General features: G+C 40.8%; 12 protein-coding genes. 3 read left to right on the forward strand and 9 right to left on the reverse strand.

The window, feature by feature from the left end:
• Positions 1-28 precede the first annotated feature (28 nt).
• Complete coding sequence (locus tag HUJ22_RS02790; RefSeq protein WP_290873428.1) at positions 29-535, reverse strand: transcriptional repressor; 507 nt, start codon at positions 533-535, stop codon at positions 29-31.
• A 118-nt stretch (positions 536-653) separates the two neighbouring features.
• Here HUJ22_RS02790 and HUJ22_RS02795 point away from each other — a divergent pair, with 118 nt between their 5' ends.
• Positions 654-2,537: a long-chain fatty acid--CoA ligase gene (locus HUJ22_RS02795; protein ID WP_290873431.1), complete on the forward strand. Its 1,884-nt coding sequence runs from the start codon at positions 654-656 to the stop codon at positions 2,535-2,537.
• An 88-nt stretch (positions 2,538-2,625) separates the two neighbouring features.
• On the opposite strand, the gene HUJ22_RS02800 is transcribed toward HUJ22_RS02795, so the two are convergent.
• The 7 genes from HUJ22_RS02800 to HUJ22_RS02830 all read right to left on the reverse strand — a co-directional run bounded on the left by HUJ22_RS02800 (position 2,626) and on the right by HUJ22_RS02830 (position 11,005).
• Complete coding sequence (locus HUJ22_RS02800; RefSeq protein ID WP_290873433.1) at positions 2,626-4,521, reverse strand: S41 family peptidase; 1,896 nt, start codon at positions 4,519-4,521, stop codon at positions 2,626-2,628.
• 173 nt (positions 4,522-4,694) lie between these two features.
• Positions 4,695-6,104, reverse strand: coding sequence for an ATP-dependent protease ATPase subunit HslU (gene hslU / locus HUJ22_RS02805; protein ID WP_290873436.1), 1,410 nt, complete (start codon positions 6,102-6,104; stop codon positions 4,695-4,697).
• 1 nt (position 6,105) lies between these two features.
• Positions 6,106-6,654 (reverse strand): ATP-dependent protease subunit HslV, encoded by a 549-nt coding sequence (gene hslV / locus HUJ22_RS02810; protein ID WP_290873439.1) that lies wholly within the window; start codon positions 6,652-6,654, stop codon positions 6,106-6,108.
• 55 nt (positions 6,655-6,709) lie between these two features.
• Positions 6,710-8,455, reverse strand: coding sequence for an Rne/Rng family ribonuclease (locus tag HUJ22_RS02815; RefSeq protein ID WP_290873442.1), 1,746 nt, complete (start codon positions 8,453-8,455; stop codon positions 6,710-6,712).
• Between the two features lie 519 nt (positions 8,456-8,974).
• Entirely contained in the window at positions 8,975-10,243 is a 1,269-nt protein-coding gene (gene murA, locus HUJ22_RS02820; protein ID WP_290873445.1) for a UDP-N-acetylglucosamine 1-carboxyvinyltransferase, read from the reverse strand.
• Positions 10,236-10,742 carry an acetyl-CoA carboxylase biotin carboxyl carrier protein subunit gene (locus tag HUJ22_RS02825; protein WP_290873448.1) on the reverse strand — a complete coding sequence of 169 codons (507 nt, stop codon included), beginning with the start codon at positions 10,740-10,742 and terminating at the stop codon, positions 10,236-10,238. Before HUJ22_RS02825 ends, murA begins: the two co-directional genes overlap by 8 nt.
• Positions 10,739-11,005, reverse strand: coding sequence for a hypothetical protein (locus tag HUJ22_RS02830; RefSeq protein ID WP_290873451.1), 267 nt, complete (start codon positions 11,003-11,005; stop codon positions 10,739-10,741). Before HUJ22_RS02830 ends, HUJ22_RS02825 begins: the two co-directional genes overlap by 4 nt.
• Positions 11,006-11,134: 129 nt before the next feature.
• Here HUJ22_RS02830 and HUJ22_RS02835 point away from each other — a divergent pair, with 129 nt between their 5' ends.
• Together HUJ22_RS02835 and rpoN are read left to right on the forward strand one after the other, a co-directional pair.
• On the forward strand, positions 11,135-11,728 hold the full coding sequence (locus HUJ22_RS02835) for a DUF3109 family protein (RefSeq protein ID WP_290873454.1): 594 nt from the start codon (positions 11,135-11,137) through the stop codon (positions 11,726-11,728).
• Positions 11,715-13,220, forward strand: coding sequence for an RNA polymerase factor sigma-54 (gene rpoN / locus HUJ22_RS02840; RefSeq protein ID WP_290873457.1), 1,506 nt, complete (start codon positions 11,715-11,717; stop codon positions 13,218-13,220). Before HUJ22_RS02835 ends, rpoN begins: the two co-directional genes overlap by 14 nt.
• Before the next feature lie 29 nt (positions 13,221-13,249).
• On the opposite strand, the gene HUJ22_RS02845 is transcribed toward rpoN, so the two are convergent.
• Entirely contained in the window at positions 13,250-17,899 is a 4,650-nt protein-coding gene (locus HUJ22_RS02845; RefSeq protein ID WP_290873460.1) for an SPOR domain-containing protein, read from the reverse strand.
• Position 17,900 lies beyond the last annotated feature (1 nt).

Consider the following 17,900-nt stretch of genomic DNA (forward strand, 5'->3'; position numbering starts at 1 on the left):
CCTAAAAAATAAAGGGCCTCTAGACTGATTATGATTCTTTAAGATCCGCAATTTTATTGTCAGCTTCTTTTCTACGCTTACAAGCTTCAGTATCGGTGCAAGTTCCGAAGAAATGGAGCGAGTGGCCATCAATATCCATATCATGGATTTCAGAAAGCATCCGCTGGATTTCACCTACACGCGGATCACAAAATTCCAGTACATGGCCGCATTCCCTACAGATAATATGATCGTGCTGCTGATAGGCATAAGCACGCTCATAATAATACTGACTTTTCCCAAACTGCTGACGTTGTACAAGTCCGCATTCTACCAACAAATCTAATGTGTTATATACAGTAGCCCTCGAAACTCTGGTACCCCCTTCTTTCATGCGAAAGAAAATATCGTCTGCATCAAAATGACCATCGGCGGTATAGATTTCTTCTAACACCATGAAACGCTCAGGTGTTTGGCGTTGGTTACGTTCTTTAAGGTAGGAGCGAAATATCTCCTTTACTAAATTTACTGTATCTTCGTGTGCTGGGTGTGCCATAATACTCTGTTAATTTACTCAAATATACGATTTGTAAACTTGCTTATGAAACCCGTGCTTTTGATTTCAAGAGTATTATATTTCCGGTGGAGTTTTATTTGGAATAAATCAGCTAATTATGCCTACTATCGTCCCTTTTGAAACACTTACTGAACTTTTTATTAACCTTTCCAAGAAGTATAAAGGAGCAGGGAAAAAGCCATTTTACTATAAACCAACTCCTGATTCTGAGTATAAGCCTATTGATTGGGATCAAGTTACCGATGATGTCTATTCCATTGCTGCTTATTTGATTGAAAAGGGAATTGAAAAGGGAGACAGGGTTGGAATTTTAAGTGAGAACAGATACGAATGGGCTGCGGTTGATTTAGCTATTCAACTAGTTGGTGCAATCAATGCCTCACTGTATACAACCCTTCCGGCCGGACAGTGTGAATATATTTTAAAAGACTCCGGAGCAAAAATATTTTTTGTTTCCACAGGGCTTCAACTTAAGAAGGCGGTAGAAGTATTTGAAAATTGTGAAGAATTGCATGAAGTAATCGCTTTCGATACCCCAAAGTTAGAGCATCTGATGGAAGAGGAGTATGTAAAGATGTATGATGATATGCTGATGGAAGGGGGTAAGCATCTCGCAACTCACATGGAGACCATTAAAGCAAGAGTTAAAGCTGTTGAGCCGGAAGATGTATCCACCTTGATTTATACATCCGGTACTACGGGAAAACCTAAAGGCGCAATGCTTACTCACCACAATATAGTGAGTAATGTGAAAGCGGCTACCCAACATATTTATTGGGATGATAATGATCGCTTACTCTCATTTCTACCTTTATGTCATTCTTTTGAAAGAACAGCCGGTTACTATGCCATGATATCAAGTGGAGTAGAAATTTATTATGCAGAGAGTGTAGATACCGTTTCCAAGAATATGCCGGAGGCCAAGCCGACTATTATGATTAGTGTACCTCGTTTATTTGAAAAGATGTACAACCTGATTGTAAAAAGTGTGGAAGAGGGCAGTGAAACCAAGAAAAAAATATTTAACTGGGCAGTTGAAACCGGACGTAAATATTCTAATGGAGAAAGAGGATTGGTTACACTCCAAAAGAAAATTGCCGACAAGTTGGTTTTTGATAAATTGAAGCAACGCACAGGTGGGCACGTGCGTCTTTTTGTGTCAGGCGGAGCAGCTCTTCCTCCTGAAATTGATACATTTTTTCAGTGTGCCGGAATGAATATTTTGCAGGGGTATGGGTTAACGGAGACATCTCCGGTGATGGCTGCTAACAAACCGGGTCAAGAAAAGGTAGGGGCTGTGGGAACGATCATTCCGGGAGTAACGGTAGGTATTCAGAGTTTGGAAAATGGTGAAATCCTGGCTGAAATAAGTGGAGAAGATTATCCTACTGATTTAAGTTGTGAAGCCGGGGAAATACTTTGTAAAGGCCCTAACGTTATGAAGGGATATTGGAATAACGAACAAGCCACAAAGGAAATGATTGATGAGGATGGATGGCTGCATACCGGGGATGTAGGAAAATTTGATGAAGGATTCCTGAAAATAACGGACCGCATTAAGCATATGATTGTAAATGCCGGTGGTAAAAATATTTATCCCGGCCCGATCGAAGATCTATTTAAAACAAGTAAATGGATTGATCAGATTGTGGTTGTTGGAGAAGCACAAAATTACATGGCAGCGATTATAGTGCCTGATTTTGAGGCTGTTGCCAAATTTGCCAAAGGTCAGGGTTTGTCTTTTTCGGATAATGAGGAACTTATTGAACTTGATGAAGTGAAGGATCTGTATAAAAAAGAATTACGGGCTTTTTCTAAGGAATTGGCATCCCATGAAAAAATTCGTGACTTCCGGCTGGTTCCGAATGAATTTACGGTAGAGACAGGTGAAATTACGCCCACATTAAAGGTCAAGCGCCGAATCATTGCTGATAAATATGGTCATTTAATTGAGGATATCTTTAAAGATGACAACAATTAATTAAGCAGCACAAGTTTAGTAAATAGAAAAGGCCTCATTTGAGGCCTTTTCTATTTATGCAATATCCTGAAATATGTATCCGGGAGTATTAATTTTTATTCAGATTCTCAAATACAGATGCGTCTGCTTTTCCACTGGCAACTGCTTCCAGGCGAGCTACCGCATCCCAGAGTGTCATGGCTTTGTCTAACGTATTATCAAAAATATCGTTAACAATAGGGTAGAAGTATTCCATGCCCCAAACCTGACGCGCTAATTCAGCTTTCATTCGTCCTTCAAGCAACCAGGCAACTTCTTCAAAATGACCGCTTGGCACAAACAATGAATCTCGTCTGAAAGCAGGACTTTTAACGGAATCAGCGATTACCATGCCTCGCTCCAGAAGCTTAGATTTCACCTCACTCATATGATGAGGTTCCCAATTAAAATTTTCCCGGAAATGTTCAAAATCAGATTCCCATTTGGTTCTGAATTTATCTCCATTTTCATCTAAAAATGAGCGTACGTAATCAAAAGAAACGCGTTCCCTGATTGCAAAATTAAAAACATATGCGGCGGTGTTAGTATCAGCCGGAACAATGTAGTCAGGAACAATGCCGCCGCCGCCGTAAACAGTTCTACCGGCAGCAGTGCTGTGTTTTAGTGAATCGGGAATGTCATCAATAAATTCAGAAGCATCATTCATAGCATCATCACGACGATAAATCTCATAGGCGTATTCTTCACCGCCTTCGACAAATGGTTTCTGGATCAAACGTCCGGATGGAGTGTAGTAACGAGAAATTGTTACTCTGACACTGCTTTCATCTATTAGTTCGTATTGCTGCTGTACCAGCCCTTTTCCAAAAGTTCGTTTACCGACAATCAAACCACGATCGTGGTCCTGTATGGCACCACTTACAATTTCACTGGCTGAAGCTGAACCTTCATCAACCAAAACAATAACAGGCTTATTTCTAAAGTCACCGTCTTTTCTTGAATAATATTCTCCATTAAATCTCTCGTGTTTACTTTTGGTAGAAACTAATTCAGTACCCCTTGGGAAAAACTCTTCAGCAATTGCAATAGCTTGACTTAAGTAGCCCCCCGGGTTCCCACGAAGATCTAAAACCAATCGATTCATGCCTTCTTCTTTAAGTTCTTCTGCGGCTTGCATGAACTCATCGTGTGTGGTTGCTGCAAATCGATTTATTTTAATGTAACCGGTACGATCATCCAGCATATAAGAAGTGTCCACGGTATAGAGCGGGATATCATCTCGTACAATAGTGAAATTAATCGGCTCTTTAACATTAGGTCTTTTTATTGTGACCTTAACTTCAGTTCCTTTTTCCCCTCTAAGTCGGCGCAATACCATTTCATTGGTATAACCAACTGAGGAGGAATCTTCGATTTGTATGATACGATCTCCGGAGCGTATCCCAAGTTGTTCACTGGGTCCACCCGAAATGGCTGTAACAACCGTTATGGTATCTTGAATAATCTGAAACTGAACTCCAATTCCCTGGAATTTTCCGGCAAACTCAGCTTGAATTTGCTCATTATCTTCCGCTTCAATGTATAAGGAATGTGGATCCAGAGTTGAAAACATACCCCTGATAGCTGCTTCAGTAAGCTTAGCCATATTTTCATCGGGGCTGTTATTACTTACATACAGGTAACCCTTTTCAAAGTTTGTGAAAGAATCTCGAATTGAATTTATTTTAATCCCTTTGAAAGTAGTATCTATCGGAGTTCCGGTAATTTTAAGTGTGGAATCTTTGATAGCATCTACCATAGATCGAATACTAGACTTATACATCCGATCTATATCAGGTTCTCTAAAATAATTGGCTACAATACTACGCTGTGCTTGATGATACTTGGTAAGGTTTTTTGTGTCATCATTTTCCGTTTGAAGAACAGGATCAACTCCCGTAAATCGTAAAACAGAGAGAATTAATAATATTAAAACGTTGGGATAGAGTATTTTTTTCAAGTGCATAAATAACATCTTACTTCAATAATTTATACTAATAACCAAAACATGGTTAAATAGTTTCATGGCTAACGATTGTACTAAATAATGTAGTATAGTACAATTTCTGAAATGAGCTTTGTTTAAGTAATACCCAATATTATGCACTATAAAAATGCTTAAAGTTTAATGGGGCTTCCTTAGAGTATGTAATGGCTCAAGTCTTTATCTTTTACAATGTCGCATAATTGTTTGTCAACATATGCCTTATCTATGGTGATTTCTCCGGAATTAATATCATCCGGTACGGCAAATAAAAGCTCATCAAACAGTGAAGACATAATGGTATGCAACCGTCGTGCTCCAATATTTTCAACAGAGGAATTCACCTCGGCAGCAATTCGGGCAATTTCCCGGATGGCATCTTCTTTAAATTCAATACCTACACCTTCTGATTTTAACATAGCAATATACTGCTTGGTAAGTGCATTTTTTGGTTTTGAGAGAATATCAACGAAATCATCTTCAGTTAAAGAATTTAACTCCACTCTAATTGGAAAACGCCCTTGCAATTCGGGAATTAAATCAGATGGTTTGGAAACGTGAAACGCACCAGATCCAATAAAAAGGATATGGTCGGTTTTAACGATCCCGTGTTTAGTATTAACGGCACTTCCTTCTACAATAGGAAGTAAATCTCGCTGAACACCTTGGCGACTCACATCCGGACCGCCTTTTCCTCCACTTCCGGTAGACGATTCTGCAATTTTATCAATTTCATCAATAAATACGATTCCTTGTTTCTGAACACGTTCAAGGGCTTCCTGCACGGCAGATTCATGATCAATTAGCTTCTCGGCTTCTTCGTCCGTAAGAATTTCCCGCGCTTCACTGATAGGTAGTTTTCGTTTTGCTGTTTTATTTCCTTTTCCAAGATTTCCTAACATATCCTGGAGGTTAATACCCATCTCTTCCATTCCCTGAGGTCCAAAAACCTGCATCATGGGACTTTTGGTAGACTGAACTTCAATTTCAATTTCGCGTTCCTCCAATTCTCCATTTCTAAGCTTCTCACGAAATCGTTCTCGGGTACGTTCATTTAGCTCCGAGTCGCTGGCTTTTTGAGGGTCAAAGTCCTCAGATGAATTACTGCTGTTAAAACCAACCCCTGTTTTTTTGACAGGAGGGATAAGGATATCAAGAATTCGTTCTTCTGCTTTTTGGGCTGCTTTTTCTTTTACCCGGTCCTGCATTTCTTTCTTAACCATGCTGATGGCTACATCCGTAAGATCTCGGATCATGGATTCTACATCCCGGCCAACGTACCCGACTTCAGTAAATTTGGATGCCTCAACCTTCATGAAAGGGGCATGGGCCAGCTTCGCTAAACGGCGGGCTATCTCGGTTTTACCGACTCCGGTAGGTCCAATGAGTAAAATATTGTTGGGAATGATTTCCTCACGTATTTCCTCATCGGAATTGAGTCTTCTCCAGCGATTACGCAGGGCAATAGATACTGATCTCTTGGCTGATTTTTGGCCAACGATGTATTTATCTAACTCAGCTACAATTTGCTGAGGTGTTAAATTCTTCTCTTCAATAGTTAACATATCAGTCTTCAATTTCTAAAATCGTAATATTATGATTGGTATAAATGTCGATATCGGCCGCAATGTTCAGGGCATCTTCAACGATTTGGCGCGAAGATAATTTTGGTGAATGTTTTACCATGGCCCTGGCTGCTGATAAAGCATAAGAGCCGCCGCTGCCAATGGTTGCAATTTCATCATCGGGTTCTATAACATCACCTTGTCCTGAAATGATGAGCGACTTATCATTATTCATGACAATCAGCAGTGCCTGAAGTTTTTGTAAAAACTTATCTTTGCGCCATTCTTTGGCTAGTTCTACAGCTGCTCGTTCCATATTCCCATTATACTCATTGAGTTTCTCTTCATACTTTTCAAAGAGGGTAAAAGCATCGGCGGTAGAGCCGGCAAAACCGGCTAAAATTTTACCTTCGTATAATTTGCGCACTTTTTTAACGGTGCTTTTCATAACGGTCTTTTCCATGGTGGCCTGGCCGTCACAGCCAATAGCTGCTTTACCGTTATGGATGATACCCACTACGGTAGTTGCGTGTAGTTCAGATAAATTCATTTCTAAATTTTATTTAAAAGGATTGAACTAAGAAGTACAAAAACCAAGCCAAGATTTAATTGGAAGACTTATAGTACTTGGAATTACCTCTTCCGTTCGATTTGTCATTAAGTCCTGACGATCTGTTTCCGGATTTATGTTCTTTTTTGGAAATATCCAATCCTTCTTTGTCTCCTTTTCCACTCTCAAGCTCAATAAGTTCGCCTTCACGGTCTAACACTTCCTCAATTGACTCATCTCTCATTACAATATCAGTAATGTCGATATCGGAGCCAACTAATGTGGCGCGAAATTCATTCATGGATACGGTTTCGTCACCAATGAGGGAGATTTTAATACGGTATTTAACCATCCATTTCCATCTTGTACTCATCAGACCTTTTGTCAGAACAGATTTTAAGTATGGATTTACATACAAATCAACTGCACGGTAATTGGTATTGTGTTTAAATTTACTTAACCAGGTTTCCAGATCTGTGAGAATAGTATCTTCGGTAACAACATTTCCGGAACCGCCACAAACCGGGCATACTTTGGAAACGGAATTGACTACGCTTGGGCGAATACGCTGGCGGGTAATTTGAACCAAGCCGAAGTCGCTCATTCCTATGACGTTAGTTTTGGCAGGATCTTTAACAAATTCTTTCTTGAGCTCATCGTAGATTTTCTTGCGGTTTTTATCATCACGAAGATCAATGAAGTCAACTACGATAATACCTCCGATATCCCGCAAACGAAGTTGTTTTGCTATTTCTCGCGCTGCTTCAAGGTTTGTTTTCAGGGAATTATCTTCCTGACGTTTTTTAGCTGCGTAAGGGCCCGAGTTTACATCTACCACATACATAGCTTCAGTTTGCTCGAAGATCAGGTAGCCGCCCGATTTCATGCGCACACGGGGACTAAAGATTGAGTTTACGTCATGAGCAATCTTCATGAAGTCAAAAATGTGCTCTTTGCCTTTATAAAGTTCTACATTCGGCACCATCTGTGGTGCTATCTGGCTTACGTAAGACTTAATCTGACGATAGAGTTGCGGGTCATCAATTAAAACGCGATCGTAATTTTTTGCAAATAAGTCGCGAATCAAACTCTCCGTCATATTCAAATCTCGATACAGAAGGGCAGGAGGTTTGGCATCTTCAAGCTTATCAACAATTTGTTCCCACTTCTTAAGGACGCTTCGAAGATCATCTTCCAAAGCTTTCTTTTCCTGTCCTTGAGCGACGGTTCTCACAATTACCCCAAATCCATCAGGAACCATATTGTTTAAGATTCCTTTTAATCGCCGGCGTTCTTTATAATGGCCGATCTTTTTTGAAACGGCGATATAATCACCCATCGGAATCAGCACTAAAAAGCGACCGGCGATAGTGATATCGGTTGAAATTCGCGGTCCCTTCGAACCTATGGGCTCTTTTACTATCTGGACCAGAAGTTTTTGGCCGGTACGAAGGATTTTTCCAGCCAAGACCTGCTTCTCAACATTGGAGAGATTGTCTTTATTTTGAATATCCTTTTTGGCGTGACTTGGAATAGCATCAGGACCATTAAGTCTGGTGATATATTCATCAAGGTGGTCACCTGCATCAGAAAAGTGCAGAAAAGCATCTTTGGGTGTACCCATGTCAATAAAAGCAGCCCGAATGCCGCTTAATACCTTATGAACTCTGGCTACATATATATTACCAACAGTACGCTGGTTTTCTTCTGTTTCTATGAATAGCTGCGCTAACTCGTTGTTTTCTAAAAGCGCGATACGGGTCTGATTGCCCGAAGAGTGTATAATAATTTGATTTTTCATTAAAATTCTTCCTTTCCCGGAAGCCGCTGAAGCCCCTGCAAACAAACCATCGTATTAATTTATGATACAAATTGTGTACGCTCTCACGAGTGAGGGTGGGGTTAGAAGCAAACGGTCGAGCGGCTGCTTCGGGAATAATATCTGTTAAAATTGTTTTATTTGGGGATTCCTTTGTGGAATCAGAAAAGAGAGTCTGCGTTAGTGTTGTAAGTAGTAATCCGCAGAAAAAGAAAAAATCGATGATGGCATCGTTACAATAGATCGACAATGATGCCGCCAAATTTTGTTTTTGGTATGTATTCTGTGCGTTATGCAATTGAAAATAGTTTAAAAAAGCTTGTTTATGTCGATTTTCTCTTTTATTAATATAACTGTGAAACGTCATTAATGTAAACGCTATTTTAGCTAATATTTTTAATTAGAAAGTGACCTTGATAGAAAGAGATAGGGCTGAAACTTCGAAACAGACACCTGCCAACCAACTGCAAGCTTGCCTGATGCAGACTAATGGCTTACAGTTTATGTTTCTTCAACCCGTTTGATATTGGCTCCAACGGCAGTAAGTTTGTCTTCCAGAGATTCATAGCCACGGTCGAGGTGATAAATTCTCAGTACTTCAGAGGTATTTTCAGCAACTAAAGCCGCCAGTACCAAACTTACACTGGCCCGAAGGTCGGTACTCATCACTGATGCCCCTGTAAGCGGGGTTTTTCCAGAAATTTTGACTGTGTTTTTCTCTACTTCCATATCGGCTCCTAACCGAACCAATTCGGGAACATAACTGAACCGGTCAAAATAGACGGTATCAGTTACTTTGGAATTTCCATCAGCCTGAGTCATCATTGTAGCCCATTGAGCTTGTAAATCAGTAGGGAAACCCGGGTAGATCTCAGTTTTAATGGAAACCGGCTTTAGTTTATCCGATGCCTTAACACGAATGGTAGTTCCATTGATATCTACAGAAGTTCCGGTCTTCCGGAGTTTGTCAGGAAAACTCCCCAAGTGATCAGGATTACAGCCGTTGAGGGTGAGGTCTGAACCGGGAAACATTGCTCCCGCGATCATGAATGTACCTAATTCAATACGGTCGGGATCATTGGACACTTTAATTCCCTGAAGCTCATCCACCGCCTTTATTGTGAGGGTATCTGTGCCTATTCCCTGGATATTAGCGCCCATTTCAACCAGGAAATTACAAAGCTGAACTACGTCGGGCTCTTTAGCGGCATTTTTTATAGTAAATTTTTCTGCTTTCAACACCGAAGCCAATACCAAATTTACGGTGGCACCTACGCTACTTGGTTCCAGCTTGAATGAACCGCCTTCAACTTTATCACCTGCTTTAGCAATTACATAGCCTTTTTCCAGGGAGATATCGATGCCCATCGCTTCCATGCCTTTCAGGTGTAAGTCAACCGGCCGGGGTCCCCAGGCACAACCGCCCGGCAGAGAAACTTTGGCAAAGCCGTGTTTACCGACCAATGCTCCCAGCATATAAAATGAAGCACGCATTTTACGAACGAGGTCATACGGAGCTTCGAGATGGTTTATATGGGTAGGATCGATAACCAGTGTATTTTCATCTTCCTTAAAATCAACATGTGCCCCTACAACCCGAATAACATTATTGAAAGTATAAATATCCTTGAGCTTTGGGATATTCTGGATAACAGAAGGCGAATTACCGAGCAAAGAGGCAGCCATAAGGGGAAGCGCGGCATTTTTTGAACCGCTGATGGGAATAGTGCCTTTTAAGGGGGTGCCGCCTTTAATAATAAATTTATCCAATGGTTTCGATCTCCAGTATAGGTGAATTTTTTTCTAATGATTGTCCGACTTCCGCCGAGATAGTAGCAATGGTTCCGCTAATCGGGGCTTTCAATTCATTCTCCATTTTCATGGCTTCGAGAATTGCTAAAGGTTGATCTTGTTCAACTTTATCCCCTTCAGAAACCATGATCTCCAGAATTTTTCCGGGCATTGGTGCTTTTAGCATCCCTTCGGCAGCCGCGGCCCCGGTTTTAAACCCAAGCCGGTCGAGAAGTAATTCCTGTTCGTCCTTTACTTCAACCGAATGCCATACACCATTCATGGTAAATTCAATAGAAGAACCATTCTTATGTACGTTATCAATTTTGTAGGTTTTTGTTCCAATGCGAAGGATATGTCGGCCATTGACATACTCAAAAGTATAATTTCCATTATGGTCTTCCGTTTTAAAGGCTCCATCTTTAGGAGACAGTTCTACATTGTGTTCATTTTCACCAATAGTTGCCTGGAATTTCATATGTGATTTTTCATGTGGTTAATTCCCGATTTAGTTATGCGGTAAGTAGAATCTTTAACATGATCAGAGTCGAAAATATGAGTACTGTTTTCTTCGGCTTGATCCGGACTTACTACTTCGATGAGGCGTGAATTCATCAGATTTATAATATCATCTCTAATTTCGCCGTATCCCAACTGTGTTTCTTCCTGAATTACTTCAAAAGGTTCAGGGAAAATAAGACGATCTAAAATTTTGCGCTCTGATGGAGTTAGTTTTCTCATATGGACTGAAGATAGAGCCGATGTAAAATTATCACAAATAAATACCCGTTAAAATTAAGCTGTTTTCAGAACTTAAAAAATTTAAAAGGGATTCATCGAAAAGTCTCTTATTGATTGTTATCTTAGGATATGTTCAAAGTAAAAAATACAATTCTTTCTGATGATATTGCTACAGCCAAGTTTGCCTGCGATTTGCCCCGCTGTAAAGGAGCATGTTGCGTGGTGGGCGATGCCGGAGCGCCCGTTTCAAAAGAAGAGATCCCGGTTTTACATAAAGCATATAAGTTCTTAAAAGACGAGCTAATGCCGGAGGCGGTGGAAGTTGCCGAAAGAGATGGAGTAGTTATTGGCTCAGCTAAAGCGGGTTATGAGATAGCAACAGTAAATACAGATGAATGCATATTTGTGAAGTATGATGATAATGAGGTAGCTTATTGTTCTATTCAAAAAGCATATTATGAGGGAAGGTTTAATTGGGAGAAACCAATAAGTTGCCATCTCTTTCCGGTTCGCCTTAAACACATTGCCGGTTTTGATTATGCCAATTTTGAGTATGTTCCCAAACTTTGTTCCGTGGCTTGTGAAAAAGGTGAAAACGAGGATATTTACCTTGCAGAGTTTTTAAAAAAGCCGTTAGTGAGACGGTATGGCCCGGAGTGGTTTGCACAATTTATCGATTCATGCAGAGAGATTAGACAAAGGAAGAAGGATGCTTCGAAATAGACAAAATATAGGTCAGAGGCAACAACAAGGGCTTCAGCAGAAGCTTTCGCCACAGCAGTTACAATATATTAAGTTATTACAGCTGCCTACCATCGGGCTTGAACAGCGGATTAAAGAAGAGATTGAAGCAAATCCTGTTTTGGAAGAGGCAGATCCTATGGAGGGTGAAGCCGTAAGCCTGTCAGATGAAGAAACCCCAAATGAAGAAAATGAGGAAGCCTTAGAGAGTCTTGAGGACCATGAGGTTGATTGGGATGAGTTTGAAAACAATACTGAATATGACGGAGAGAATTTTACTCCATCATATAATCCGGATTTAGAAGAATGGAAGGAATTGCCGAATCCATACCATGCTTCGCTTCTTGAAAATCTGGAAGAACAGGTGGCTTTGCTTGATTTAACTGATGAGGAACAGTTAGTAGCCGATCAGATACTGGGGTCTCTTGATGAAGACGGATACTTTAGACGTGAGACGGAAGCTGTGGTTGATAATATTGCATTTAACCACGGTATTTTGCTGGATGCTGAAAAAGTAGAGGAGGTACGCAGAAAAATTCAGCGGTTGGAACCTACGGGGATAGCCTCAAAGAATTTACAAGATTGTCTGCTGGTACAACTACAGACTTCAGAAAAGTCATTAGCAGCTCGCGAACTTGCCATCAAAATTGTAAGGGATGCCTGGAAAGCATTTGAGAAAAAACATTTTAGCAAGTTGCTGCAGAAGTTTGGGATTACCAGAGAAGAGCTGCAGGAAGCCTTCGAGACCATACGCCATATGGATCCAAGGCCCGGCTCAGTAGCAACAGATATGGAAGAGACTCAAAATTATATTGAGCCTGATTTTGAAGTTTATTGGAAAGGGGCAGGACAGGGGGAAACGGACCGGGGAGAATTTACTATCAATCTGAATCAACGAAATGCTCCTTCTCTGCGGATTTCTCCGGAGTACAAACAAATGTGGGAGAAAATAAAAGCCAAGAAAAAGAAAAACACAGATGCAGAAGCGCGTTCTTTTATGAAGAACAAAATAGATTCAGCTCAATGGTTTATTGAATCTATTCGTCAGCGGCAAAATACGCTTATGAATATTATGAAGACGATTGTAGCTCTTCAGGAAGATTTTTTTAAATATGGGGAAGGCATAAAGCCAATGATTCTTAAAGATGTGGCTGAGCGAATTGGAATGGATATCTCTACCGTATCGAGAGTGGTGAATGGTAAGTATGTGCAAACTCATTTTGGTGTTTTTGAGCTGAAGTATTTTTTTAATGAAGGATTGGAAACGGAAAGCGGGGAAGAGGTATCTAACCGCGAGGTTAAGAATTACCTTCAAACCTTGATTGACAATGAAGACAAACAAAAGCCTTTAAGCGATCAGGAGCTTACAGATTTATTAAATAAAAAAGGATATAAGGTTGCCCGTCGAACGGTGAGTAAATATCGCGAACAACTGAACGAGCCGGTAGCCCGAATGCGAAAGCAGGTCATTTGATCTCTGGCCCGGAGCTGGTGATTCAGGATTTAATTTTTCTTTTCTATCATAAGAATAACAGGATCATCAAAATCGTCAACATTATTATACCTTTCTTTTAGATTTTGAATGTTACTCCAGCTTTCGAATGTTTTGCTTACCACTATAAACGAAGATTTATTCTCATCGATCAATACTTTTAGGTTTTCTCCTAAGCGGGATTCAATTTCCTGAGCATAAGTATTGGCTGCTTCAATGGTGTCAAAGCTTTTGATCAGCAGCATAAATTCAAAGCTTACATTTATAACTTTTGCAGGCGGAGAAACTCGTGTGATCACTGAATTGGCAATATCCGGAACTTCGCTAAACCCGGAAAGTTTTCGGGCAGCCTGATTTTTGGTATCAAATGGGCCTAATGCCACAATATGTAAATCTTGCTGATTTGTTGACATAAGCTTGGCGTTAGCTCCATAACTGGAGTTAAGCTTATCAATAAGTTGGTTGGCTTCAGCAGGGTTGCTTAGCTGTTCAATCTCTATATAATATTCAGGAGTTTCAGGATTAAAATCCAGGTCAGCATAGCACTGACTAATAACGGCTGCGTCAAAATAATCATCGGAATTTATTTTTTTGGCAGCTGAACCGGCATTGTTTAAACTTTGATACCTGATTTCCCGAACGGCGTGGAGTTGGTAAGGTTCGTTATAGATGATAAAGGTTAGATAATTATCCTCAATTTGTTTGGACAGTATGTTTGCTCTTGCTTCGGTAAAATAAGAGGCAAATTGAATTCCATAAATACACCTACCCGGACTTAATTCCTCAATATCTGCCGTAGAGCTGAAAACTTTGGGTACGGATTCAAATTCCAGTGGCCCGGGCCTTGTTATAGCTGCCTGTTTATCTGCGACTGAATCAGGCACTGAAGGTATTGGAACGGCCGGTGGTGTGATGGTAATATTTCCTTCCGGCACATCCTTGGGGTCGTCAATTCCCTGCTTTTGGTCAGCGGCCACAATTTGAGTACTGTCTGCAATTGTGTCTTTAATTGGGTCAGGATCAATTGTTTTTACTGTATCAGTAATAGCAGGGTCTGTTTCATTTTCGGTGATTACCGAATCAGCACCTGTCGGAATGTTCTCTGTAATAGGCTCATCGTGGACCATTGTAACTGAATCAACCACACTGCTATCAGGGGATAAAGTAATGTTTTCCGTAAAATCCGGATCTGTTAAGAGGGATGAATCTAATCGGGCTTCTGTAAGAACAGGTGGTGTTATATTCGGGACAGGGATGGCCGGAATGGTAATGATGGGGGGATCAGAGGGGGGCACTTCAGGATCTTCATCATCTTGTCGTTGATCTGTCTCATCAAGGTCTTCTTCTGTTTCGATAATTTGAGTAGTGTCGCTTTCGGCAATAGCTATAGGCTCATCGGCCGGTGAAGCGATAGATGTGTCGGCTACAGTGCTGTCTTGCGCAAAAGCAAGAGTCTGAGTTGTATCTTGTTCAATGAGAATTACCGAGTCTTCCGGCAAGGTATTTAGTTTTGCAAGCTGAAGGCTGTCCTGCAAAGCTTCTGTTTTATCCTCTGCAATCAAAGAATCAATATCACCGGGAATATTTTCTTCCTGAGTAATAAAGGAGGAATCAACCACGCTGCTGTCAGGAGCTAAAGTAAGGTCTTCTAACGAATCCGGGCTTACCAACTCGGCAGAATCCGGTTGCACATCTGTGAGGGCAGGAAGGGTAATAGTTGGGACAGGAATACTAGGGATAACAATTACAGGAGGATCGATCGGAGTGTCATCAGAGTCTTCAGCAGTTTGTCTTGGGGTTGTCTCATCTCTTTCGGCTTCAGTAATTTGGGTGGTATCGGTAAGGGCTTGTGTGATGGTTTCTGGATCAACTGCAGCAATGCTATCCGGAGCTACTGTTTCTGTAACTTGACCTTGATCGGTGCTATCCGGTAATTCTGTATCTGCTATAGCTTCGGTTTGAGGAGATTCAATTACTTGCTCCGGAGTATCCGGAGTCTCTTCAGCTTCAGTTATTTGTTGAAGTTGTTCGGGGTCCAGATTGGCCGGTACTAACAGTATCTGAAGTCCTTCCACAAAATCTCCTTCAGCAATGGGTTCAACCTCAAATTCAATGCTTTCAGGAATACTTTTGCTTTGAAGTATGTCAAGCTGTGATGAATCTACTTCAACCCTGTATCTTCCCGGCGGCACTTCGTAATTATAGAAACTTCCATCAGAGAAAGTTCTCATTTCCTTATCAAAATCACCGTTGGTTTGGGTTAACAAAACTCTCAACCCGGCAACTCCTCTTGTATCTCCATTTAAAAGCTGTTGTGCTACCAATCCTTCAATAACCCCGGACATGTAAAAGGGGATTTCCACTTTTTTGAAGCGATTTGGGTCCGTGATCAACCCAAATTTTTCGAATTCCGGAACTAACATGGGGTTTTTGATAACAGATTTATTCAATTCCATGTTATAATAGAAATAAGGCTGCATTTGCGTTAAGTAAAGCACCCCGTTTTTAAGGACACTGGTAGCACCCGATCGTTGGACCCGGACGGCATTTTCTTCTATAGTTTGATCATCATTGTCAAATATGCCATTAGAATTATTATCCACATAAAGCTGAATCGCTGTCCCTGATCTTCCCACCTGTTCCCTGCTGGTGAAAATGGTATTATTATAATTGGTGTCATAACCAATAGAACCCCGCACGTTTTGAGTGAAGTTACCGCTGCTTCTAATATTACTATAGGTAGAGCTGGTGCGGACTTTATTGAAATCAACAATCAGGCTAAACCTTAGACTGTTATAGTTTCCAGTAAAGTTACGTCCAAATGAAAGTTGTAATTGCCCTTGATCAAATACATTTTGAGAAATTAATATTTCAGCCGACTCAAATCGATTAAATGTTGGCTGATAGCGAGCTTGACCTCTAAGGAATGCCCCTCTTAAATAAACAGGAAGATTTCTATTACGAGTAATATTATAAGTTGCTGAAGTTTCAAGGTAAGCGATATTTGTGGGATTAAGGAGATCTACCCGGCCGACGTATCTATCGCTGTACCCTAACCTTAAGTTTAGCTTGCCTATACGGGAATTAGCATCTACCCGGAAAGTGGTGGAACTGGCGTTTGGTCTGATTCTTGAAAATGTGGATGCTCTTAGATTAAATGGAAGTCCCCCAAAATTGAATGGATAAAATATACTGGCCACCATGCGTTTATCATCATTTGAAGGATTGTATATGCTAAACCCTTCTGTAAAATCAGTATAATCGAAACTAAAGCTGGCTGAGTTGGGGTAAATTACATTTAGGAGTCCACGGTAGTAAACATCTGTTGCTGCTTCTAAGGTTAAAATGTAGTTCGTCATAATTCGGGACGACAGGGAAGAGGTGAAGGTAGGCAGGGATTCGTGATATCCCTGGTAATACTCTACCCCGACTTTGGCCGTCAGCCAATCGGTGATACCATATGCCCCCGTACCTTGAGCCGTTAAATCCTGAGAAGTTTCGCCGAATATGGGGTTATCCAATTTTCCGGCATTTATAGTATAGTTAAATACACCGGAGGGTTGAAAGGTAAAAGGAACCTGAATCCTGTTTGAACGTTCTATGATTTGTCCGGTAGGCCCGTATATCTTCAAATCAAGCTGAGAAGAGCCGTAGGTAATGGGGGTTAAAAATCGATAGTTTCCTAATTCATCTGCTTGCTGGAAATCGATCAACGCATTATTCAAATACAGTTCAACTTCCGATTGCGGAATCGTATTTCCCTGAACCTCAAATTCATCAAATAATCTACGGGGTTCGATAGGTTCGTTTGAAAGCCGAACCCCGGTGTATGCATTTCGCGCAAAACCATCTGTTGTGGTCTGCCCAATGGTTAGCTTAGTAAGCCATGGCTGGTCTCTGTACATATATCGCCAGCGAAGGTTGTTTGTGGCAAAATTGGTGAAATTTTCCGAATAACTGCCAAATATAGATCCTTGCAGGTCTCCGCCATACACCTGAAGTCCAAGGTTAGTGTTAAAATTATAGACGTTTTGATTAGAGTTCATGTTTGCGGATAAATTATAGTCCACAAATCCACCATCAAGGAAGGGGCGCTCCCGGTCATATCTCAACTCATATCTCTCTTGCTGAAATCTATTCTCATCGGCCAGTCGCCTGCGTTGATTTCTTATGGCTTGCTCTACTGCAGGCAGCTCCCGCTCCGTTTCCAGGTTAAGGCTGAGGTTATTGAAATCGATGGTGAAGTCGAGGCCGAAAGCTTCGTGAAAAACATCTGCACGAAGGTAGGAATCAATTTCCTTTATCAGGTAATCATCAGTGGTTAACGGTATACTGGTGTCTCCAAACCGTATTCGATTAGTCTCAAAGTTGATCTGATATGAAATTTGTTCAACTCCGAATTTACCGTCAATGACTAAGCCGTTAACGGTATGGTCTATTTGGAATAAAGAGAATAGCTCGGAAACAGGGAGGAAGAATTCGTCATTTTTATAATAGGAAATGACCACAGAATTAATAATACCCCGATGACGAAAATCGAGATATACTTCTATATCATTGGAATTATTATTCTGTGCTTGAAGTGCAGTTGACTGAAACCCAAGGCATAAAACAACAATTACTAATAAGGATGAAATTGAAGTTAGCCAACTTTTGAGCACC

Origin of the sequence: Gracilimonas sp. (assembly GCF_014762685.1) — a bacterium.
Classification (GTDB): Bacteria; Bacteroidota; Rhodothermia; order Balneolales; family Balneolaceae; genus Gracilimonas.

What these genes read in the sequence shown, in the direction of transcription:
- HUJ22_RS02790 (WP_290873428.1), bottom strand. Translation starts at nt 535, where the DNA reads ATGGCACACCCAGCACACGAAGATACAGTAAATTTAGTAAAGGAGATA.
- HUJ22_RS02795 (WP_290873431.1), top strand. Translation starts at nt 654, where the DNA reads ATGCCTACTATCGTCCCTTTTGAAACACTTACTGAACTTTTTATTAAC.
- HUJ22_RS02800 (WP_290873433.1), bottom strand. Translation starts at nt 4,521, where the DNA reads ATGCACTTGAAAAAAATACTCTATCCCAACGTTTTAATATTATTAATT.
- hslU (WP_290873436.1), bottom strand. Translation starts at nt 6,104, where the DNA reads ATGTTAACTATTGAAGAGAAGAATTTAACACCTCAGCAAATTGTAGCT.
- hslV (WP_290873439.1), bottom strand. Translation starts at nt 6,654, where the DNA reads ATGAATTTATCTGAACTACACGCAACTACCGTAGTGGGTATCATCCAT.
- HUJ22_RS02815 (WP_290873442.1), bottom strand. Translation starts at nt 8,455, where the DNA reads ATGAAAAATCAAATTATTATACACTCTTCGGGCAATCAGACCCGTATC.
- HUJ22_RS02825 (WP_290873448.1), bottom strand. Translation starts at nt 10,742, where the DNA reads ATGAAATTCCAGGCAACTATTGGTGAAAATGAACACAATGTAGAACTG.
- HUJ22_RS02830 (WP_290873451.1), bottom strand. Translation starts at nt 11,005, where the DNA reads ATGAGAAAACTAACTCCATCAGAGCGCAAAATTTTAGATCGTCTTATT.
- HUJ22_RS02835 (WP_290873454.1), top strand. Translation starts at nt 11,135, where the DNA reads ATGTTCAAAGTAAAAAATACAATTCTTTCTGATGATATTGCTACAGCC.
- rpoN (WP_290873457.1), top strand. Translation starts at nt 11,715, where the DNA reads ATGCTTCGAAATAGACAAAATATAGGTCAGAGGCAACAACAAGGGCTT.